The 18,183-nt window shown below is 72.8% G+C and carries 21 protein-coding genes and 1 other RNA gene; 12 read left to right on the top strand and 10 right to left on the bottom strand.

Annotated features, from left to right (window positions below; all coding sequences use genetic code 11):
- Positions 1 to 332: 332 nt before the first annotated feature.
- From ACK8OX_RS17485 to ssrS, 3 genes are all read left to right on the top strand, one after another.
- On the top strand, positions 333 to 479 hold the full coding sequence (locus ACK8OX_RS17485; protein ID WP_430665510.1) for a hypothetical protein: 147 nt from the start codon (positions 333 to 335) through the stop codon (positions 477 to 479).
- Complete coding sequence (locus ACK8OX_RS17490) at positions 479 to 811, top strand: cell division protein ZapA (RefSeq protein WP_430665511.1); 333 nt, start codon at positions 479 to 481, stop codon at positions 809 to 811. The genes ACK8OX_RS17485 and ACK8OX_RS17490 overlap by 1 nt, the downstream gene beginning before the upstream one ends.
- Before the next feature lie 9 nt (positions 812 to 820).
- Positions 821 to 978: non-coding RNA, 6S RNA (gene ssrS / locus ACK8OX_RS17495), on the top strand.
- Between the two features lie 183 nt (positions 979 to 1,161).
- Here the strand turns inward: ssrS and ACK8OX_RS17500 are convergent.
- The 5 genes from ACK8OX_RS17500 to ACK8OX_RS17520 all read right to left on the bottom strand — a co-directional run bounded on the left by ACK8OX_RS17500 (position 1,162) and on the right by ACK8OX_RS17520 (position 6,242).
- Complete coding sequence (locus tag ACK8OX_RS17500; protein WP_430665512.1) at positions 1,162 to 1,836, bottom strand: lipid-binding SYLF domain-containing protein; 675 nt, start codon at positions 1,834 to 1,836, stop codon at positions 1,162 to 1,164.
- Positions 1,837 to 1,947: 111 nt separating this feature from the next.
- The gene (locus ACK8OX_RS17505) at positions 1,948 to 2,580 is read right to left on the bottom strand and encodes a histidine phosphatase family protein (protein ID WP_430665513.1); all 633 of its coding nucleotides are present in this window, start codon (positions 2,578 to 2,580) and stop codon (positions 1,948 to 1,950) included.
- 40 nt (positions 2,581 to 2,620) lie between these two features.
- The gene (locus ACK8OX_RS17510; protein ID WP_430665514.1) at positions 2,621 to 3,913 is read right to left on the bottom strand and encodes a family 1 glycosylhydrolase; all 1,293 of its coding nucleotides are present in this window, start codon (positions 3,911 to 3,913) and stop codon (positions 2,621 to 2,623) included.
- Between the two features lie 48 nt (positions 3,914 to 3,961).
- Positions 3,962 to 5,452 carry a D-glycero-beta-D-manno-heptose-7-phosphate kinase gene (gene rfaE1 / locus ACK8OX_RS17515; protein WP_430665515.1) on the bottom strand — a complete coding sequence of 497 codons (1,491 nt, stop codon included), beginning with the start codon at positions 5,450 to 5,452 and terminating at the stop codon, positions 3,962 to 3,964.
- 76 nt (positions 5,453 to 5,528) lie between these two features.
- Complete coding sequence (locus tag ACK8OX_RS17520) at positions 5,529 to 6,242, bottom strand: metallophosphoesterase (RefSeq protein ID WP_430665516.1); 714 nt, start codon at positions 6,240 to 6,242, stop codon at positions 5,529 to 5,531.
- Positions 6,243 to 6,306: 64 nt separating this feature from the next.
- Between ACK8OX_RS17520 and ACK8OX_RS17525 the strand changes: the two genes are divergently transcribed.
- Both ACK8OX_RS17525 and ACK8OX_RS17530 read left to right on the top strand, forming a co-directional pair.
- Positions 6,307 to 7,227 (top strand): hypothetical protein, encoded by a 921-nt coding sequence (locus ACK8OX_RS17525; protein ID WP_430665517.1) that lies wholly within the window; start codon positions 6,307 to 6,309, stop codon positions 7,225 to 7,227.
- Positions 7,224 to 8,384: a hypothetical protein gene (locus ACK8OX_RS17530; RefSeq protein WP_430665518.1), complete on the top strand. Its 1,161-nt coding sequence runs from the start codon at positions 7,224 to 7,226 to the stop codon at positions 8,382 to 8,384. Before ACK8OX_RS17525 ends, ACK8OX_RS17530 begins: the two co-directional genes overlap by 4 nt.
- 8 nt (positions 8,385 to 8,392) lie before the next feature.
- Here the strand turns inward: ACK8OX_RS17530 and ACK8OX_RS17535 are convergent, their stop codons facing one another.
- Complete coding sequence (locus ACK8OX_RS17535; RefSeq protein ID WP_430665519.1) at positions 8,393 to 8,917, bottom strand: MmcB family DNA repair protein; 525 nt, start codon at positions 8,915 to 8,917, stop codon at positions 8,393 to 8,395.
- A gap of 143 nt (positions 8,918 to 9,060) precedes the next feature.
- Here ACK8OX_RS17535 and ACK8OX_RS17540 point away from each other — a divergent pair, with 143 nt between their 5' ends.
- Both ACK8OX_RS17540 and ACK8OX_RS17545 read left to right on the top strand, forming a co-directional pair.
- On the top strand, positions 9,061 to 9,471 hold the full coding sequence (locus ACK8OX_RS17540) for an Rrf2 family transcriptional regulator (protein ID WP_430665520.1): 411 nt from the start codon (positions 9,061 to 9,063) through the stop codon (positions 9,469 to 9,471).
- Positions 9,472 to 9,587: 116 nt separating this feature from the next.
- Positions 9,588 to 9,971: a hypothetical protein gene (locus tag ACK8OX_RS17545; protein WP_430665521.1), complete on the top strand. Its 384-nt coding sequence runs from the start codon at positions 9,588 to 9,590 to the stop codon at positions 9,969 to 9,971.
- Positions 9,972 to 10,001: 30 nt separating this feature from the next.
- Here the strand turns inward: ACK8OX_RS17545 and ACK8OX_RS17550 are convergent, their stop codons facing one another.
- From ACK8OX_RS17550 to ACK8OX_RS17565, 4 genes are all read right to left on the bottom strand, one after another.
- Positions 10,002 to 10,523: an N-acetyltransferase family protein gene (locus ACK8OX_RS17550; protein WP_430665522.1), complete on the bottom strand. Its 522-nt coding sequence runs from the start codon at positions 10,521 to 10,523 to the stop codon at positions 10,002 to 10,004.
- A gap of 52 nt (positions 10,524 to 10,575) precedes the next feature.
- Entirely contained in the window at positions 10,576 to 11,772 is a 1,197-nt protein-coding gene (locus tag ACK8OX_RS17555; RefSeq protein ID WP_430665523.1) for an amidase, read from the bottom strand.
- Positions 11,773 to 11,952: 180 nt separating this feature from the next.
- Positions 11,953 to 12,129, bottom strand: coding sequence for a hypothetical protein (locus ACK8OX_RS17560; protein ID WP_430665524.1), 177 nt, complete (start codon positions 12,127 to 12,129; stop codon positions 11,953 to 11,955).
- Between the two features lie 63 nt (positions 12,130 to 12,192).
- The gene (locus ACK8OX_RS17565; RefSeq protein WP_430665525.1) at positions 12,193 to 12,894 is read right to left on the bottom strand and encodes a GNAT family N-acetyltransferase; all 702 of its coding nucleotides are present in this window, start codon (positions 12,892 to 12,894) and stop codon (positions 12,193 to 12,195) included.
- A gap of 114 nt (positions 12,895 to 13,008) precedes the next feature.
- Between ACK8OX_RS17565 and ACK8OX_RS17570 the strand changes: the two genes are divergently transcribed.
- The 5 genes from ACK8OX_RS17570 (at position 13,009) to ACK8OX_RS17590 (ending at position 18,176) form a co-directional block, all read left to right on the top strand.
- The gene (locus ACK8OX_RS17570) at positions 13,009 to 13,824 is read left to right on the top strand and encodes a ferredoxin--NADP reductase (RefSeq protein WP_430665526.1); all 816 of its coding nucleotides are present in this window, start codon (positions 13,009 to 13,011) and stop codon (positions 13,822 to 13,824) included.
- A 114-nt stretch (positions 13,825 to 13,938) separates the two neighbouring features.
- A complete protein-coding gene (locus ACK8OX_RS17575; protein WP_430665527.1) occupies positions 13,939 to 15,078 on the top strand; it encodes a TRAP transporter substrate-binding protein in 1,140 nt (379 codons plus the stop codon).
- A 73-nt stretch (positions 15,079 to 15,151) separates the two neighbouring features.
- Complete coding sequence (locus ACK8OX_RS17580; RefSeq protein WP_430665528.1) at positions 15,152 to 15,925, top strand: TRAP transporter small permease subunit; 774 nt, start codon at positions 15,152 to 15,154, stop codon at positions 15,923 to 15,925.
- A gap of 134 nt (positions 15,926 to 16,059) precedes the next feature.
- The gene (locus tag ACK8OX_RS17585) at positions 16,060 to 17,475 is read left to right on the top strand and encodes a TRAP transporter large permease (protein WP_430665529.1); all 1,416 of its coding nucleotides are present in this window, start codon (positions 16,060 to 16,062) and stop codon (positions 17,473 to 17,475) included.
- Entirely contained in the window at positions 17,475 to 18,176 is a 702-nt protein-coding gene (locus tag ACK8OX_RS17590; protein WP_430665530.1) for a hypothetical protein, read from the top strand. The genes ACK8OX_RS17585 and ACK8OX_RS17590 overlap by 1 nt, the downstream gene beginning before the upstream one ends.
- Positions 18,177 to 18,183: the final 7 nt, after the last annotated feature.

The raw sequence follows: 18,183 nt of genomic DNA on the forward strand, positions 1-18,183 counted from the left end.
CGCCCAGGAACCCCGCCGCGCCGGGCGCGCTCAGCAGCAGCAGCGGCCGCGCGGCGGCAAGCGCGAGCGCGGCCGCGGCATCCGCCGCGCCCACCACCACCACCGCCGGAGGCAAGCCGCCCCTGCTCACCGTTGACCCGCCGCGCCGCGCATGAGAAGCGTTCCAGCATGCCGGCCACGGCTGCGGCAACCGGCTGCGAATGCCGCCGCGCCGCAGCCCGCCCGGCAGGGGGGCTTTTTTCGGGGGCAGCGGGGCGGACGTGTCTGGCGCACGCGGAGATTCTGCGGGGGGCGATCCCACCGGTCGGGCGCTGGCACGGCTGGAGGCCGCGGTGGAACGGCTGGCCCAGGCGGCTGCCCGCCCCCGCGCCATGGCGGTGGCGGGCGAGGGTGTTCCCCGCGCCCAGGTGCAGGCCATCGCCGACCGGCTGGACGAGACCATCGCCCGCCTGCGCGCGGCACTCGGAGAGGAACACTGATGGGTCAGGTGACGGTCCGCGTCGGCGGCTACAGCCACCCTGTCTCCTGCGAGGATGGGCAGGAGGCGCACCTGGTCGCCCTTGCCGGCGAGGTGGACAAGCGCGTCTCCTCCATCAAGGCGATGGGCGGCGGCCAGTTCAACGAGGCGCGGCTGCTGCTGCTCGGCGCGCTGCTGCTGGCCGACGAGGTGCATGACCTGAAGGTGGCGCTGGCCCAGGCCCGCGCCGGCCAGCCGGTGCCGCCGCCCGCCGCGGACCCCCGCGTCGCGGACCGACTGGCACGCATCGCGGACCGCATCGAGGGCATTGCCCAGACGCTCGACCGCACCTAAATCATCCGGGCGAGGCTGCCCGGCGCGTCAGGCAACGCGAACCCCCGGGGCCAATGTGCATCCTCCGGGAGCTGGCTCTTGCCGGACCGTGGTCCGGTGAACCGGCGCCCACCTGCCTCAGCAGGTCTCAGGAGGGTTACAACGCCAACGGCCAGGGCGGCTTCGCAGCATCCCTCCCCGCCGGATCATACGCCCGGCATCATGCACCGACCCATGCGGCCCACGGGTGGGTCGAGCGGCCGAACGGCCGCCGCACCAAGTGGCGCGCAGCCCAGCCGGCGGATGCCGGCGCCCGGCGTCTGGGGGCACAGCAAACGCATGCGATCGGTCGAAGCATTCGACCGATCGGATCAGTTGGCGCTGCCGAAGCGCAGCAGCATCGCCCGCAGCGGGTCGCTGCCGGGATTGTGGGCCTCCATCGCGACCACGACCTGCCGCGCCGAATATTCCCGCCCGTAATAGGCCTGCGCCGAGCGGGGCTCGTAGGACAGGATCGAGCCCTGCAGCGAGATGCCGGCGAACAGCCCGCGGGCGCGCGCGATGGCGATGATGTCGGCGCCCGCCGCCGCGGTGGTGGCGCCCTGCACGCTGCCGCCGATGGTCGCAAGCGACAGCGCCGCATCTGCGCCCACCTTGAACTGGCTGTCCATCACCGCCTGCAGGCCGCGGTCGGTCATGATCATCATCATCACCATCGCGTCCTGGATGCCGATCTGCAGCCCGAAGCTGCCCGAGCCCAGCGTGTAGAAGGCCGGGGAGGACCAGCTGCCCGCGCCGTCGCGCCCGACCAGCAGGCAGCTCCCGCCCTCGCCGCCCAGGATGAAGCCGGCGCGGAAGACGCGGGGGCAGACCATGACGGCACGCGCCCGGCGCAGATAGGCCTGCGCGTCCTGCACCCCGTCGCCGGTGGTCATCAGTTCCTGCACCGCCAGCGTGGCGCGATCCACCAGCGCCTGCTGCTCCTGCTGCGCCGCGGCGGGCAGGGAGGCCAGGAGGGCCACGGCCAGGATCATCGCACGGAACATCAGCCGCCTCCGGCAAATCGTTGTCGCGGCTGACTCTACAGGGTCGCGACTCGGGTGTCCAAGGCCGAGGCGCGGCGGTGCCGTGGTCTTGCTGTGGCGGCCTGCCGCCGGTCAGGCGGGAAGGGTGAAGGGTTCCTCGTTCACCGCGGCCACGCGCCAGTCCTCGCCCTGCTTCTCCAGCCGGCTCAGCGACAGGTTCTTGACGGAGAAGGACAGCGCCGCCCCCGGCTCGATCCCCATGGCATGCGCGATGGCGGCGCGGATGGAGCCGCCATGGGCGACGATCACCACGTCTCCGCCCCGGTGCTCCTCCACCAGCCGCTCCACCTCCGGCCCGACGCGGGCCACGACATCGGCGAAGCTCTCTCCGCCCGGCGGGCGTTCCTGGCTGGCGATGGACCAGAAGGGATGCGGCTTGTGGACCAGACGCCCGGCGAAGGCGTCGTGCGGAAGGCCCTGCCATTCGCCGAGGTCCTGCTCGATCAGGCGGGGCTCCACCGTCAGTTCCGCCTCCGGGTAGCCGGCGGCGAAGATGGCGGCGGCGGTGAAGCGGGTGCGCGACAGGGGGGTGACGAACCAGCGCGCCGGCTGCGGCAGGCGATGCGCCAGCCAGCGATAGGACGCGGCCTCCTGCGCCAGGGCCAGTTCGCACAGCCCGACATCCATCGTGCCGTACATCGTCATGCGGGCGGAGGGCTCGACCAGCGCGTGGCGGACGAGGAAGAGGCGTGTCGTGGTGCTCACCCCGCCCCCTTACTGCGGCCGCGCCCGGCTGGCGAGGGGATCAGCCCGACCTGCGCCGCCGCGCCTGCTGCGTCCAGTAGGCTTCGGGCAGGTCCTCATGCGCATATTGCTGGGGCATCACGACGGGCACCTGCAGGCAGAGCGACTGGGTCGGCAGCACGTCCCGCCATTGCTCCACCAGGCGCTTGTAGGCGCGGCCGACGGGCCGGATACGGCGGTCGAGGTCGAACAGCCCGACCGGGTCGACGCGCCCGTTCACCTCCCGCAGCGCGGTGTCCCAGTCCACCTGGTCGGTCAGCGAATACCAGGTGAAGCCCATCACCGGCACGCCGTCGTTGCGCACGCGCAGCACGTTGGCCCACTGCTTCCACAGCCAGCGTTCGGCGGCGCCGTCGCCGTCGTCGCGGATGTTGGTCTCGGTGTGCATCACGGGCAGGCCGTAGCGGTCGTGGTACTGGCGGGTCAGCACGGCATAGCCGAAGACCTCCCCGCTCGCGCGCGTCGCGCCATCCGGCATCACCAGGTGCTCGTTCGTCCAGTAGTAGTCGTTGCCCATGATGCAATGGCGCTTCAGGGGGGAATTCGCGAGGAAGAAATGGTACTCCTCCCGCGTCATGCCGTTGTCGAGCAGGTATTCGTACATCCCGCTGTCCACGCGCCGGCCGTAGTTGAGGTCGAGCGAAAGGAAGCGTTCCTGGTTGCGGTGCTCGGCAGGCGCGATGGCGGCGGGGCTTTCGGCGTGGAAATACTCGCTGCTCTCGGATTGGATGAAGATGGCGTCCCGGCGCACCGCCAGGATGGCGCGCATCGCCAGCACGTTGGCGGCGACGATGTGCTTCAGCGCGGTGACGAAGGTGCGGTCCGTCCGGCCTTCCTCGTTCCACCAGCCGTAGCGGGCGGAGAACAGGGCGCAGATGTACATCTCGTTCACGGGCGTGTAGAGCTGCACCCAGGGGAAGCGCTGCGCGAAGGCGCTGGCGTAGTCGGCGAAGATCGCCGGGAAGTCCGGGTTCTGGAAATCGCCGATCCAGTCCGGCACGCCGAAATGGCAGAGATCGACGATCGGGACGATGTCGCGCCGGTAGAGCTCGCCGAAGGTCTCGTCGGCGAAGGACCAGTCGAAGCGGCCGGCGCCGGTCAGGGTGGTGTGCAGCGGCGGGCCGTAGCGCAGGAAGTTCAGCCCGATCTCCTGCACCAGGGCGAAATCCTCGCGCCAGCGCGCGTAGTGGTGGCAGCGCTCCATCTCGTCCACGCGGACGCGCCCGCCCTGGATGCGGGGGATCGAGTTCTCGATGCCGGTGGCGAACAGGAAGGGTGGGGGCGCAGGGCTCATGCCCCGCGCAACGCGCGGGGCGGGGGGGGTTTCCGCGGCGGCGGGACGCTACCCCTTCAGCTTCGCCACGGTGGCCGTCGTGCTCTGGCCCGGCAGGAGCTCCGCCAGCTTCACCTGGCCGCCCCAGGCCTGCACCAGCTCGCCGCCCACCACCTGGTCCACCCGGTAGTCGGCGCCCTTCACCAGGACCTCCGGCCGCAGCAGGCGGATGAGCTCGACCGGCGTGTCCTCCTCGAACACCGTCACGAGATCGACGGTGGTGAGGGAGGCGAGCACCGCGGCGCGCGCCGCCTCGTCCTGGATCGGGCGTTCCGGGCCCTTCAGGCGGCGGACGGAGCTGTCGGCGTTCAGGCCCACCACCAGCCGGTCGCACCAGCCGCGCGCCTGGGCCAGCAGGTGGACATGGCCGGGATGCAGCAGGTCGAAGCAGCCATTGGTGAAGCCGACGCGCCAGCCGCGGCGCCGCCAGCGTTCCACCTGTTCCACCGCGCCGGTGCGGGAGACGACCTTGCGCGCGCTGCCGCGGGCGGGGGTCAGCGCCTCCAGCAGGTCGCCTTCCCGCGCGACGGCGGTGCCGACCTTGCCCACCACGATGCCGGCGGCGATGTTCGACAGCCGGGCGGCGGTCGGCACCGGCAGCCCGGCGGCGAGGCCGGCCGCCACCACGGCAACCACCGTATCCCCCGCGCCGGAGACGTCATGGACCTCCGGCGCCTCGGCCGGGAAGTGGCGCGCGCCCTCGGCATCCACCAGGGTCATGCCGTCCTCGCTGCGGGTGACCAGCACGGCGCCGAAGCCGTGCGCGTCGCGCAGGCTTGCCGCGGCGGCGACCAGCGCCTCCTCCGTGTCGACCGGCAGGCCGGTGGCCTGGGCGAGTTCGGCGCGATTCGGCGTGACCAGGTCGGCGCCGGCATAGCGGGCATAGTCGGTGCCCTTCGGGTCCACCACCACGCGGCGCCCGGCGACGCGGGCGGCGGCGATCAGGCGCTGGCAGGTGTCGCCGGCCAGCACGCCCTTCTGGTAGTCGGACAGCACCATGACCGTGGTCGCGGCCACGGCATCGGCGGCGATGCGGACCATGCGGTCCACCAGGCGCGGGTGGATCGGCGCCGCCACTTCATGGTCGGCGCGCAGCAATTGCTGGCCGGCGGCGATGAAGCGGGTCTTGGTGGTGGTGGCGCGGCCACCCTGGACCAGCAGCCAGGGTTCCACATTCGGCTGGCCGCCGATCAGCCCGGTCAGGTCGCTGCCCGCCTGGTCGTCGCCCACCACGGAGACGAAGGCGACGGCGGCGCCGAGCGCGGTGAGGTTGCGCACCACGTTGCCCGCGCCGCCGGGCATCGCGACCTCCCGCTGGACGGCGACGACGGGGACGGGGGCTTCCGGGCTGACACGCTGCACCCGGCCATAGACGTAGCGGTCCAGCATGGCATCGCCGACGACGAGGACGGAGGCGCGGCGGAGCTGCTTCACCGCCTCGGTCAGGTCGCCGACGGGAATCTCCGGAAGGGGGCGGTCGGCGGGCGCTGGGCCTTGCATGGTCACGCCCTAGCCCAACCCCGTCGGGGGGCGCAAGGCGCGTGCATGCCGAATGCCGCCATGCGGGGCTGCCGCGTCACGCGAAAAGGAACCCGAGCATCTCGCCCTCCAGCACGGCGCAGGTCAGCGCGCCGCCGAACACCGCGCCGGTGTCGATGCCGATCCGGTGGGGCAGCACCTCCGGTCCCTCGGCCGGGGTGTGGCCATGCACCACCACCGCGGGCAGCCGGCCGCGCCAGGACAGGAAGGGTTCGCGGATCCAGGCCAGGTCCATCACGTCCTGCCGGTCGAGCGGCACGTCCGGCCGCACCCCGGCATGGGCGAAGAAGTAGCCGCCCATCCCGAAGCTCGGCCGCAGCGCGCGCAGCAGGGCGAGGTCGCCCGCCGGCACCGCCGCCGCCCAGCCCCGGCGGTCGCGCGGGTCGGCGCCGTAGCTCTCCAGCGTGGCGCCCCCGCCATTGTCGAGCCAGAAGCCCACCACCTCCTGGCTCGCGCGGGGGGCGAGGGCGGCCAGCATCATCTGTTCGTGGTTGCCGACGAGGTTGATGGTGGCGACGCCCGGCACCGGGCTGTCCCGCAGCCGGGCGAGCACGCCGGCGCTATCCGGGCCGCGATCGACATAGTCGCCGAGATGGACGAGCAGGGCCTGGTCCACCGGCCGGTCCTCCATGTCGTCGGCGATGCGGGCATGCAGCTCCTCCAGCCGTTCGGCGCAGCCATGGCTGTCGCCCACCGCATAGATCCGCACCCCGTCCGGCAGCCAGCCGGGTCCTAACGATTCCGCAAGCATGATCGCGCGACCCTACCCTGCCGCCGGAGTCGCGTCGTCCTCACCTCCGCGCGGGCGGAGACACATGCGCGAAGGATTCGCCACGCCGGCCCCCAGGGCGACCCTTCGCCTGGCCGCCGCCACGCCGGAGCGCCGCCGCGTCGCCCATGCGCTGCTGGCCGAGGCGGCGCGCGGCGCGGGCGGCCATGTCGAGGAGGCGGCCGGGGAAGTGTGCCTGGTGGGCGCCGAGGCAGGCCGCGCGGGGCGCCTGCGGGACCTGCTGGACCGCCTGCTGGGCGGCGCCGTCCTCACGCCCTGGCCGGCGCCCCCGCTGGCGCCCGCCACGCCGGCGCCGCCCGCGAACCTCGCCGCGCTCGATCCCTGGCTCGACGCGCTGGACCCGCTGCTGGTGGCGCGCCGGCGGCGGGGCTGGCGGCTGGACGCGCAGGGCGGGGCCGTGCCGGGCTTCCTGCGGCTCGACGTGGCGCGGGACGTGCTGGCGGGACTGCTCGGCACGTACGGCGCGGATGCGGACCTGCTCGACCACGCGCAGCGCCGGATGGAGGCGCGGCTGCTCGCGGCGCTGGCCGAGGCGCGGCTGCGGCAGGCGCTGCTCGGCGCCGGGCCGGTGCGGCGGCTGCACCTGAAGCTGCCGGCCGAATCGGGTGCCGCCCTGCCGCAGGGCTTGGTGGTCACCGTGCCGCTCGCCGCCGCCGCGGACCCGGTGACGCTCGCCGCACGCCGCGCCGCCCTCGCCGCCGCGGGATGCAGCCTGGAGATGGAAGGGCTGGACGCCGAGGCGCTGACGCTGGTGGAGCCCGCGGCACTGCCGATGGACCTGCTCCGCCTCGCCTGGTCGCCCGCCCTGGCCGCGGACGGGCCGCGGCGGGCGCTGGCGGGGGTCGATCCCGCGCGGCTGGTGCTCGCCGGCGCGGATGGGACCGAGGCGCGGGACTGGGCGCGGCGGCAGGGCATCGTCCAGATCGAGTCGGAGACGCCGCCATGACCCGGCCCGACCCCGCCGAGGACCGCCGCCCCGGCGGTGCCCGCGCGGCCGCCGAACTCGCCGCCCTGGTGCGGGAGAGCGTGGCGGCGAATGCGGCACGGGACGTGCTGCACCTGCGGCTTGCGGGACTCGGCGCCGATCTCCGCCGGCCGCACCACCAGCGGCTGCTGCGCGACGCGCTGGAGCCCGCGCTCGCCGCCGCCCGCACCCGCGTCTTCGACCTGCCGAACGGCGACGTGGTGGCCATCGCGGCACCGCCCGCCCCGGCGCTGGAAGCGGCGGCCGAGGCCCTGCGCCGCACCCTCGACCTCAGCGGGGATGCCGGCCTGCGGCGGCTGCGCCTGCCGGAGGCGGCGGCCCAGCTTCTCTCGGCCGCGGCCGACAGCCTCGGGCTCGCGCCCGAACGCGCGGCACCGGCGGGGCCGGGGCGGGCGTTGTCCTCGGCGGCGCTCGCGGTGGCCGAACGCGACCTGGCGCAGGCAGACCTGGAGCCGGTGACCACCCGGCACGCGGTCTGCCGGCTGGACCCGGAGGGCGCGGCGCCGGACCTGCTGTGGCGGGACCTGCGGATCGACTGGCCGGCCCTGTCGGCCGCGGTGCTGCCGGGCGTGGCGCTCGGCCCCGCGCCAGGCCTGCCGGCGCGGCTGGCGCGCGTGGCGGAGGCGCGGCTGCTGGCGGAACTGGCCCGGCCGGCCGCGCAGCTCGGCTGGAAGCCGGCAGGGGTCGCGCTGTCGCCCGCCCTCGTCACCGGCGCCGCCTTCCGGCGCTTCGACGCGGCGCTGCCGGCGGGGCGCCGGCAGGAGGTGACCATCGGCTTCCGCCCTGCCGACATCCTGGCCGATCCCGCCGGCTTCCGCGCGGCACGCGATGCCGCGCGCGGGCGGGGCTACCGCCTCGCCCTCGACGACGCGGCCCCGGCGGCGCTGGACGTGCTGCCGCCCGAGCGGCTCGGGCTCGACCTGATCCGGCTGCGCTGGTCGCCCGACCTGCCGGTGGCGGTTCCGCCGGCGCTGGCGCGGGTGCTGGGCGCGGAAGATCGGGCGGGGCGGATCGTGCTGGCGGGCGTGGACCGCCCGGCGGCAATCGCCTGGGGCTGGGAAGCCGGCATCCGGCAGTTCCAGGGGGCGCTGGTGGAACGGCGCTGGCGGGCGGGGTAGGGCCGCTGCTACTCGACGCGAAGGGCGGCGCGCCTCTCGGCACGTCCCGCGGGGTCCTGCAGCGCGGCCAGCCGGCCCGCGGCGGTGACGGCATAGCGGTGCAGCAGCGCCCGGCGCCGTGCGGGGGCCAGGGGATGTGCGGGCGCATCGCGCAGCATCACCGCATCCGGCCCATCGGCCACCACCAGCCCCACCTCCTCCGGCAGGAGGTGGCGGGGGAAGTCGAGGTCCACGGCGAAGAACAGGCGGTCGCAATAGTCGCGGTATTCCGGCCACTTGCCGTCGGTCAGGAAATCCCGGGCGCAGGACTTCACCTCCACCACCACGAAGCCACCATCGGGCAGCAGGGCGAGGATGTCGGCGCGGCGCCCGTTGGGCAGCGGCATCTCCACCACAGGTGCCCAGCCACGGAGCGCGCAGAACCGCGTGGCGGCCCGGCAGACCGCGGCCGTGCGTTCCGCTGCCGGGCGGTCTTCGGCGACGGGTGCGGCTGCCCCATCAAGGACCTCGGCGGCGGCATTGGCATACGACATACCCGATGTTCGCCATCCGTTCAGTTTGCCGTCAAGCCCCGCCCCTGCATGGCGGGACCGCGCCCGCGGAAACTTGCCAAGGCGCGGCGCTTGGGAAAGGAACTTGAGGAACCGGCGCCAACCCGGCGCGTGTTTGGAACATCATGGTCGCCACCCGCTTCGCAGTTGCCATCCACATCCTGCTGCTCCTCGCCCGGGAACCGGCCGGCCAATCCACCAGCGGACGATTGGCGGAGAGCATCGGCACCAATCCCGTCGTGATCCGCCGCCTTGCGGGGCAACTGGCGCGGGCGGGCCTCATCCGCATCCGCCGCGGCCCCGGCGGCGCCGAACTCGCGCGGCCGGCCGATGCCATCACCCTGGCGGAGGTTTGGGAGGCGATGCGCCGGCCCGGCACGCCGCTGCTGCCCGCGCATCGCGGGGTCCAGGGGGTGGAATCGGCGGATGTGCTCGGCTTGTTGCGCGGCGTGCTCGACGAGGCGGAGCAGGCGATGCAGCATCGCCTTGCCGCCACCACGCTCGGCGCCATGGTGGCGCGGCTGCAGGCTGCGTGACCGGGCCGCAACCCGCGCGCCCCTCGGGCCTTTAGCAGGGATCGCCCCATGTGGGCTGGCAATCGTCCGGTCGCCTGTCCAGACTGCGGCCGGAGCGTGTCGAGGGAAGTTGCCCGATGGACGTGATCGACGCCGTGGTCGACCACTGCATCCGCCGCGGACTGGGCTTTGCGGGCCTGGCGATCGGCACGGTGATGCTGGCCCTGTCCTTCGACCTGGTGCTGGCGCTGCGGGTCGGGGCGGACATGCTAGGGCTGACCGCGGTGGTGCTGCTGGTCGCCGCCTGGCGCGCGCCGCACCGCGACCACCGCCGAAGCGAAGCCTGGGCCGAGTTGTCCTCCTTCCGCCCGGATTTCGCGGGCCGCCTGCCGCGCCCCGAGGCGCAGCGCCTGCTTTCGGAAGCCATGCGCCGCCGCCTGGTCTGGCACGCCGAGCGGATCGGCGCGGTGGCGGTGACCTTCTGGGCGATCGCGCTGGTGGCGGGCCTCCTGCGCGGCTGACGGACCGTCCACCCGCGACGACCGATCGCCTCAGTCTGGCAGGGTGCGGTCGCCGGCGCCGATCGAGTGCTGCATGTAGACCACGTCGAGCCACCGGCCGAACTTCATCCCGGCGGAGCGCAGCACGCCCACCTGCCGGAAGCCGAGCGAGGCGTGCAGGCCGATGGAGCCCGCATTCTCGGAATCGCCGATGACGGCGAAGATCTGCCGGAAGCCGCAGGCCTCCGCCCGTGCCAGCAGCGCCTCGACCAGCGCCTTGCCGACGCCCTGTCCGCGCACGTCGTCGCGGACATAGATCGAATCCTCGGCCGAGAAGCGATAGGCGGAGCGGTCGCGTATCTGGGTGAAGTAGGCATAGCCGAGCACGGTGCCATCCGGCGCCTCCGCCACCAGCCAGGCCCAGCCCGCGCCCTGCACCTTGGCCAGCCGCGATGTCATCTCGGCCTCGTCGGGTGCCTCCTCCTCGAAGGTGCCCGTGCCGGTGGCGACGTGGTGGGCGTAGATGGCGGTCATGGCCGGGAGGTCGGCGGCGGTGGCGTCGCGGATCTGCATGGCGCTGCTTATAGCCTGCCCGTTGCGCGCGGTCAGCGTGGTCCGCGCCGCGTCAGGCCGGCAGTTTCAGCGCGGTCGCCACGCGCTCGGCCAGGGCAAGCAGGGCGCGGTCGCGCCCCGGCGCCGCGGCAAGCGAGAGGCCCACCGGCGCGCCGTCCACCCTGGCCGCCGGCAGCGTCACCTCGCACAGCCCGGCCAAGCCGCTGATCGCGGTGACGCCCATCGAGCGTTCCCGCACCGCCTGCTGCACCTCGAGCCCGATGTCGAGCTTCGGCGCCGGCACGGGGGAGGTGGGGTAGGCGAGCACGGCGCCGCCGGCCAGCAGCGCCCGGATGCGGCCGCGGAACACCTCGCGGAAGCGCCGCGCGGCGGCGGCGCGGGCGGGGTCGGTGGCCTTCGCGGCGGCGAAGCGTTCCTGCACGCCGGGGCCGAGCGCCGGGCGCATCGCCTCGATCCAGGAGCCGAGGCTGGCCCAGGCCTCCTCGGCCTGGGCATGGCGGAAATGCTCGAACAGTTCGTCGAGCCCTTCCGGCGCGACATGGACGGCCAGGGCGGGGCCGAGCACCTTCTCCGCCCCCGCCAGGGCGGGCACCAGGGCGGCGGCGGTCTGGGGCACGGCGTTCACCCAGGCTTCCTGCACCTTCAGCAGCGGGCCGAGCGCGCCTTCCCCGCCATGCGGCAGCAGCACCTCGCCCACCCGCCGCAGCAGGGAAGCGGTGGGCGCGAACCAGCCGCAGGTGTCGAAGGAGGGGCCGAGCGGGCAGGCGCCTGTCAGGTTCACCGCGCCCCAGGAGGGACGGATGCCGAAGATGCCGCAATAGCTGGCCGGGATGCGGACGGAGCCGCCGGTATCGCTGCCGAGCGCGACATCCACCAGCCCCGCCGCGACCGCCGCGGCCGACCCGCAGGAGGACCCGCCGGGGAAGCGGTCCGGCGCGGCGGGGTTGGTGGGGGTGCCGTACCAGACATTCTCCCCGGTCAGGCCATAGGCGAGTTCGACCGTCTTCGTCTTGCCGCGCAGCCTTGCACCGGCCTGCAGCAGCGCGAGCACCACCGGGGCGGTGGCGGCGGCGGGGGCATGGGTGCGGGCCCAGTCGGGGTTGCCGTAGCCGGTGGTGGCGCCGGCCACGTCGAACAGGTCCTTCACCGCGAAGTCGATGCCGGCGAGCGGGCCTTCCGCCGCGCCGGGGATGTCCACCCGCGGGCCTGGCACGAAGGCGCCGACCCGATCCTCGATCACGCGCGGCATGGCCCCATCCCCCAACCATCGCGAAAGTAGAATAAAATGGGACAGGATCGCGCCGAACGCAACAGCGGCGTGGCGGGGATGCGGCAGGCTGCCTGCCGGCGGACGATGGCAGCCATGCCCTTCCGCGCGCGCGGGAAGGCGCGGAATGGCCGATAGCGGTCCTGCGTCAGCCGGACGGCGTCAGGTCCAGGGAAGCAGCGCCGCCTTGGTCACCAGGGCCGCGAGCGTGCCGAGCGCCACCGCGGCGCCGGACGGCATGCCGCGCACCGCGACGAGCTTCGCATAGACCAGGGCACCCGCGATCAGGCCCCAGGCCACGACCTCGCTGAATTCCGCCGTCAATTCCAGACCGGGCATGTGATGATCCTCCGCTTGCCGGCGGATGAAGCCTACGCCATGTCCGTGCCGGAATCGACCGGATTATGCGTCCGCGCCGAGCCCCGCGGTCAGCACGGAAAGCGACCGGCGCGGCCGGCCGGCATGGTCCCAGTTGGCGTCGTCCAGCCAGGCGGCGATCGCGTCCCGCCGCGCCGGCCATTCGCTGTCGAGGATGGAGTAGAAGGCCGTGTCGCGGCGCCGGCCCTTCACCACCAGATGCGCGCGCAGCACCCCCTCGGCCACGAAGCCGAGCCGGGCGGCGGCGCGCCGGGACGGCGCATTCAGCGCGTTGCACTTCCAGACCAGGCGCCGGTAGCCGAGGTCGTCCATCGCGTGCCGCATGAGGAGGAACATCGCCTCCGTCGCGGCGCGGGTCCGCTGCAGGCGGGGCGAGAACCAGATATGGCCGATCTCGATCGCGGCATTGGCGGGCTGGATCTCCATCAGCGTCAGCCAGCCGGAGGCGACGCCGCTGGCATGCGGCCGCACCGCCCAGGCCATCGGGTCGTGCTGGGTGGCGAAGGCCGCGACGTGGCGGCGCATCGCGGCCTCGTCCGCGAAAGGACCATAGCCCAGATAGGCCCAGCCATGGCCCGCCGGGTCGGCCTGCGCCGCGCTCCACAGCTCCGCCGCATGGCGGACCGCGAGCGGCTCGAGCGTGACCGACTGGCCGCGATGGGGGATGCGGGCGGGCAGGGGGCGGGGGGTGGCGTCCAGCTCGGGGCCAATCGGGGGTTCGGTCATCGCGTGCGTCCGGGTTGCGCGCCAGCATGGCGCGGTCCGCCCGGTTGCGCCATCGCAAGGCCGGGCGCGCTTTCGCGTTGCAGCATGGCGCCGCCAAGGGCATCTAGCACCGCCATGAGCACCGACGCCTCCGATCTCGCCGCGCCCGTCGTCGCCCCGCCCGGCTTCTTCCTGGAGACGGTGCGGACCGTCCATCACTGGACCGACCGGCTGTTCTCCTTCACCTGCACGCGGGACCCGCATTTCCGCTTCACCGCAGGCCAGTTCGCGATGATCGGGCTGATGGTGGGCGGCAAGCCGCTGGTGCGCGCCTATTCCATGGTGAGCCCCCCCTGGGAGGATCACCTGGAATTCCTGTCCATCAAGGTGCAGGACGGGCCGCTGACGTCGCGGCTGCAGCACATCGTGCCGGGGGACCGCGTGCTGATCGGCCGCAAGGCGACCGGCACGCTGGTGACGGACAACCTCGCGCCCGGGGGTGTGCTCTGGTTCTTCGCGACCGGCACGGGCCTGGCCCCCTTCATGTCGCTGCTGCGGGAGCCCGGGACCTATGACCGCTTCGACCGCGTCGTGCTGGTCCACACCGTGCGGCAGGCGGCCGAGCTTGCCTATCGCGAGCTGATCTCGAAGGACCTGCCTGCGCATGAGCTGCTGGGCGAGCTGGTGCGGGACCGCCTGACCTACCTGCCTTCGGTGACGCGGGAGCCCTTCGCCCGGCAGTCGCGGATCACGACGATGATCGAATCGGGCAGCCTCACCGCCGATCTCGGCCTGCCCCCGCTCTCGCCGGAGAGGGACCGCGCGATGCTCTGCGGGTCGGAGGCGATGAACGCGGATGTGCGCGCGCTGCTCGAGGCGCGCGGTTTCACCGAGGGATCGAACAGCAGCCCCGGCACCTACGTGGTCGAAAAGGCCTTCGTTACAAAATAGGGCTATACAAAATTTAGTCCGGGCATTGCGTATGGTTCGAAGCCTACGTAATGAGGCGGCAGGACCACCTGCCGCCCTGCGGCCAACGCCGGCGGCCTCGTCTGGAGGAAACGAATGACCGAGACCACCGTCCCGGCTCCGGCCCGCCGTGGCCTGCTGAAGGCCGCGGCCATCGGTGCCGCGGGCACTGCCGTGCTGGCCACCCCCAATGTCAGCCGCGCCCAGACGACGACGCTGCGCTTCCAGTCTACCTGGCCGCAGCGCGACATCTTCCATGAATTCGCCCAGGACTATGTCGAGCGCGTGAACCGCATGGCCGGCGGGCGCCTTCGGCTCGAACTGCTGGCGGCGGGCGCGGTGGTGGGCGCCTTCCAGCTCCTCGACGCCGTCCATGCCGGCACCCTCGACGGTGGCCATGGCGTGTCCGCCTACTGGTTCGGCAAGAACAAGTCGTTCAGCCTGTTCGGCACCACGCCGCCCTGGTTCAACGACGCGAACCACATGATCGGCTGGTTCTACTACGGCGGCGGCGAGGCGCTGTACCGCGAGCTGATGCACGACGTGCTGCGCATGAACGCGGTGGGCTTCATGACCGGCCCGATGCCGACGCAGCCGCTCGGCTGGTTCAAGAACCCGATCGAGCGCGCCGACCAGATCCGCGGCCTGCGCTACCGCACCGTGGGCTTGGCGACGGACCTGTTCAACGAGATGGGCGCCGCCGTGGTCGCGCTGCCGGGCGGCGAGATCGTGCCGGCGCTGGAGCGCGGGGTGATCGACGGGGCGGAATTCAACAACCCGTCCTCGGACCGGGTCCTGGGCTTCGCCGACGTCGCCCGCAACTACATGATCCAGAGCTTCCATCAGCGCGTGGAGTGCTTCGAGATCCTGTTCAACCGCCAGCGCTACGAAGGCCTGCCGGCCGAGCTGCAGGCCATCCTGCGGCACGGCGCGGAAGCGGCTTCGGCCGACATGTCGTGGAAGCAGCAGGACCGTTATTCCCGCGACCTCGTCGCCCTCGCCCAGGGCGGCGTGAACGTGCGCCCGACGCCGCGCCCCGTGCTGGACGCGCAGCTCCAGGCCTGGGACCGCGTGATCCAGCGGCTGGAGGCGGACAACTCCGCCCCCGCCAACGGACCGCTGTTCAAGAAGATCTGCGACAGCCAGCGCGAGTGGTGCCGCCGGGTGGGCGGCTTCTACCTCCGCTACGAGGCGAGCGCGGTCATCTCCTACAACCACTTCTTCGCGCGCGGCTGACGCCGGGCGCGGGCGCGGGAACGGGGGCCGGTCCGGCGACGGATCGGCCCCTCATCGTCGGGGACACTGCCGCATGACCGACCGGGGCACCGTCTTCCTGCTGATCGCCGTGGTGGCGGCGGCGATCCTGGTGGGAATCATCTTCGCCAACCGGCCCGCGGTGCAGCGCGCGCTGCTCGGCATCGACCGGCTGTCCACCTTCGTGGGGCAGGCGGGGGCGTGGACGATCCTCGCGCTCACCTTCGTCATCGCCTACGACGTCACGATGCGGCGCTTCTTCCGCGCGCCGACGGACTGGGCCTACGACACCTCCTACATGCTGTACGGCACGCTGTTCATGCTGGCCGGCGCCTATGCGCTGAGCCGCAACGGCCATGTGCGCGGCGACTTCCTGTACCGCAACTTCGCGCCGGCGCTGCAGGCCAAGTTCGACCTGACGCTTTACATCCTGTTCTTCTTCCCCGCGATCGTCGCCTTCATGGTCCAGGGCTACCACTTCTTCGAACAGTCCTGGATGCAGAACGAGCGCAGCAGCGTCAGCCCGACCGGGCCGATCATCTGGCCCTTCAAGGGCCTGATCCCGGCCGTCGGCGTGCTGCTGCTGCTGCAGGGGCTGGTGGAGGTGGTGCGCTGCGTGCAGTGCATCCGCAGCGGCGCCTGGCCGCAGCGCCTGTCCGACGTGGAGGAGCTGGAGAAGCAGATCCTCGCCGCGGCCGAGGCGAAGGGGGCCGAGGCGCTGGCCGCCGAGATGGCGCGCGGCGGGGAAGCCGCGGTGATCGAGGCCGCGCATGCGGTCGAGGACCGCGTCTCGCGCGATCCGAACCCGCACGCCCGCGACCATTCCTGACGCGGGGCGCGCGATGACCAAGGGCACACCGCCGGCATGGCCGGCCCGCAACGCCTGCGGGGGGCGCCGCGCCGGCGCCGCGGCGCATGGCCGGCCGCGCCGATGCGCGCATCCGGCGATCGGGGGCAAGAAGAATGTCTGACGCCGCGCTCGGGCTCACGCAGCTCCTGCTGTTCCTGTTCTTCATCATGCTGGGCTTCCCGATCGCCTTCACGCTGATGGCGATGGGCCTGTTCTTCGGCTATCTCGGCATGCAGGAACGCGTCTTCGACCTGCTGGTGCAGCGCACCTACGCGGTGATGGCGAACGACGTTCTGATCTCCGTCCCGCTCTTCGTGTTCATGGGCTATATCATCGAGCGGGCGAACATCCTCGACCGGCTGTTCCGGTCCTTGCAGTTGGCGTCCGGCGGGCTGCCGGGATCGCTCGCGGTCGCGACGCTGGCGACCTGCGCGCTGTTCGCCACCGCAACCGGCATCGTCGGCGCGGTGGTCACGCTGATGGGGCTGCTCGCCTTTCCGGCGATGCTGCGCGCGGGCTACGACCCGAAGCTCGCCGCGGGCGTCACCTGCGCGGGTGGCTGCCTCGGCATCCTCATCCCGCCCTCGATCATGCTGATCCTCTATGGCGCGACGGCGGGCGTCTCGGTCGTGCAGCTCTACGCCGCGGCCTTCATCCCCGGCGTGTCGCTGGCGCTGCTCTACATCCTCTACGCCGTCGGCGTCGGCATCTTCCGGCCGGAGATGGCCCCGCGCCTGCCGCCGGAGGAACGTAACGTGCCGGCGCTGACGATCATCTGGGCGCTGCTGACGTCCTTCTTCCCGCTGGCGCTGCTGATCGCCTCGGTGCTCGGCTCCATCATCATGGGATTGGCGACGCCGTCCGAGGCGGCGGCGATGGGCTCGCTCGGCTCCATCATCCTCGCCATCGCCTACCGCGCCTTCACCTGGCAGAAGCTGAAGGAAAGCGTGTTCCTGACGGCGCGGACCAGCGCGATGGTGTGCTGGCTGTTCGTGGGCAGCTACATCTTCTCCTCCGTCTTCGGCTATCTCGGCGGGCAGTCGGTGGTGGAGGAATTCGTCAAGTCGCTGCCGCTGAACAGCTTCACCTTCATGCTGCTGGCGCAGGTCATCATCTTCATCCTGGGCTGGCCGCTGGAGTGGACCGAGATCATCGTGATCTTCGTGCCGATCTTCCTGCCGCTGCTGGACGATTTCGGAATCAGCCCGCTGTTCTTCGGCATCCTGGTGGCGCTGAACCTGCAGACCAGCTTCCTCAGCCCGCCCGTCGCGATGGCCGCCTTCTACCTGAAGGGCGTGGCGCCGCCGCATGTCCGGCTGGAGGACATCTTCAAGGGCTGCATGCCCTTCATCTACATCGTCGTGTTCTGCATGAGCATGGTCTACATCTTCCCCGGCCTGGTCACCTGGCTGCCGGAGACGCTCTACAGCAGCGCCCCGGTCGCGCCCGGCTCTCCGACGATGCTGGATGCGCCGCCGGCCGGCGGCTTCCAGGAGCAGGAGGAACTCAGCCTCCCGCCGCTGAACTGATGGGGGGCTGGAGCCCGGAGACGGCGGCGCGCTGGCTGGCCGAGGCGGTCGAGACGGGCAATCCGCTCGCCGCCCTGCCGGAGGAGATCGCCCCGCGCGACCTGCCGCAGGCCGAGGAGGTCTCGGCCGCGGTGCTCGACGCGCTCGGCATCGCACCATGCGGGCTGCGCCTGCTGCGGCGGGAGGACGGCACCGTCCTGGCGGGCCCGATGGTCGAGGGGCGGCTGGTCCCCTCTGGCGCCGCGGTCGCGCTGCGCTCGATCCGCCATCCCGTCGCGACGGCGGCCGTGGTCGGCGTACTGGCGGCACCGCTGGAGCCGGGGGACGACGCACCGCCGGCCTTCGCCCGCCTGCATCCCGCCATCGACATCGCCGCCACGCGCTTCACCGAGGCGCCGGCCGATGCCGTCGCGCTGACCGCCGATCTCGGGCGGCTCGGCCTTGTGGTGGCAGGGAAGGGGAAGGCGCTGCCCCCCGGCCCGCTCCGGATCGCGCTGGGCCTCAAGGAAGGCCGGCGTCGCGGGCAGGAGATGGACATCGCCGCCGCGCTGGCCGAGGCGGGGCGCGCCGCGCGCGCCTGGGGCGGGCTGCCCGCCGGGGCGCTGCTGGTCGTCGCGGGGCTGACCCCGCCCGCCGCTGCCGAGGGGCGGCTGCGCGCCTCGCTCGGCGCGCTGGGCGGCGCGGAGGTCCTCTTCTCCTAACCCTGCG

It is taken from the genome of Falsiroseomonas sp. CW058, from assembly GCF_050563535.1.
GTDB lineage: Bacteria > Pseudomonadota > Alphaproteobacteria > Acetobacterales > Acetobacteraceae > Falsiroseomonas.

Bases quoted from the DNA above. Each gene is read 5' to 3' on its own strand.
- ACK8OX_RS17490 (WP_430665511.1), top strand. From the start codon at position 479: ATGGGTCAGGTGACGGTCCGCGTCGGCGGCTACAGCCACCCTGTCTCC.
- ACK8OX_RS17500 (WP_430665512.1), bottom strand. From the start codon at position 1,836: ATGTTCCGTGCGATGATCCTGGCCGTGGCCCTCCTGGCCTCCCTGCCC.
- ACK8OX_RS17510 (WP_430665514.1), bottom strand. From the start codon at position 3,913: ATGAGCCCTGCGCCCCCACCCTTCCTGTTCGCCACCGGCATCGAGAAC.
- rfaE1 (WP_430665515.1), bottom strand. From the start codon at position 5,452: ATGCAAGGCCCAGCGCCCGCCGACCGCCCCCTTCCGGAGATTCCCGTC.
- ACK8OX_RS17520 (WP_430665516.1), bottom strand. From the start codon at position 6,242: ATGCTTGCGGAATCGTTAGGACCCGGCTGGCTGCCGGACGGGGTGCGG.
- ACK8OX_RS17525 (WP_430665517.1), top strand. From the start codon at position 6,307: ATGCGCGAAGGATTCGCCACGCCGGCCCCCAGGGCGACCCTTCGCCTG.
- ACK8OX_RS17530 (WP_430665518.1), top strand. From the start codon at position 7,224: ATGACCCGGCCCGACCCCGCCGAGGACCGCCGCCCCGGCGGTGCCCGC.
- ACK8OX_RS17535 (WP_430665519.1), bottom strand. From the start codon at position 8,917: ATGTCGTATGCCAATGCCGCCGCCGAGGTCCTTGATGGGGCAGCCGCA.
- ACK8OX_RS17540 (WP_430665520.1), top strand. From the start codon at position 9,061: ATGGTCGCCACCCGCTTCGCAGTTGCCATCCACATCCTGCTGCTCCTC.
- ACK8OX_RS17545 (WP_430665521.1), top strand. From the start codon at position 9,588: ATGGACGTGATCGACGCCGTGGTCGACCACTGCATCCGCCGCGGACTG.
- ACK8OX_RS17550 (WP_430665522.1), bottom strand. From the start codon at position 10,523: ATGCAGATCCGCGACGCCACCGCCGCCGACCTCCCGGCCATGACCGCC.
- ACK8OX_RS17555 (WP_430665523.1), bottom strand. From the start codon at position 11,772: ATGCCGCGCGTGATCGAGGATCGGGTCGGCGCCTTCGTGCCAGGCCCG.
- ACK8OX_RS17560 (WP_430665524.1), bottom strand. From the start codon at position 12,129: ATGCCCGGTCTGGAATTGACGGCGGAATTCAGCGAGGTCGTGGCCTGG.
- ACK8OX_RS17565 (WP_430665525.1), bottom strand. From the start codon at position 12,894: ATGACCGAACCCCCGATTGGCCCCGAGCTGGACGCCACCCCCCGCCCC.
- ACK8OX_RS17570 (WP_430665526.1), top strand. From the start codon at position 13,009: ATGAGCACCGACGCCTCCGATCTCGCCGCGCCCGTCGTCGCCCCGCCC.
- ACK8OX_RS17575 (WP_430665527.1), top strand. From the start codon at position 13,939: ATGACCGAGACCACCGTCCCGGCTCCGGCCCGCCGTGGCCTGCTGAAG.
- ACK8OX_RS17580 (WP_430665528.1), top strand. From the start codon at position 15,152: ATGACCGACCGGGGCACCGTCTTCCTGCTGATCGCCGTGGTGGCGGCG.
- ACK8OX_RS17585 (WP_430665529.1), top strand. From the start codon at position 16,060: ATGTCTGACGCCGCGCTCGGGCTCACGCAGCTCCTGCTGTTCCTGTTC.
- ACK8OX_RS17590 (WP_430665530.1), top strand. From the start codon at position 17,475: ATGGGGGGCTGGAGCCCGGAGACGGCGGCGCGCTGGCTGGCCGAGGCG.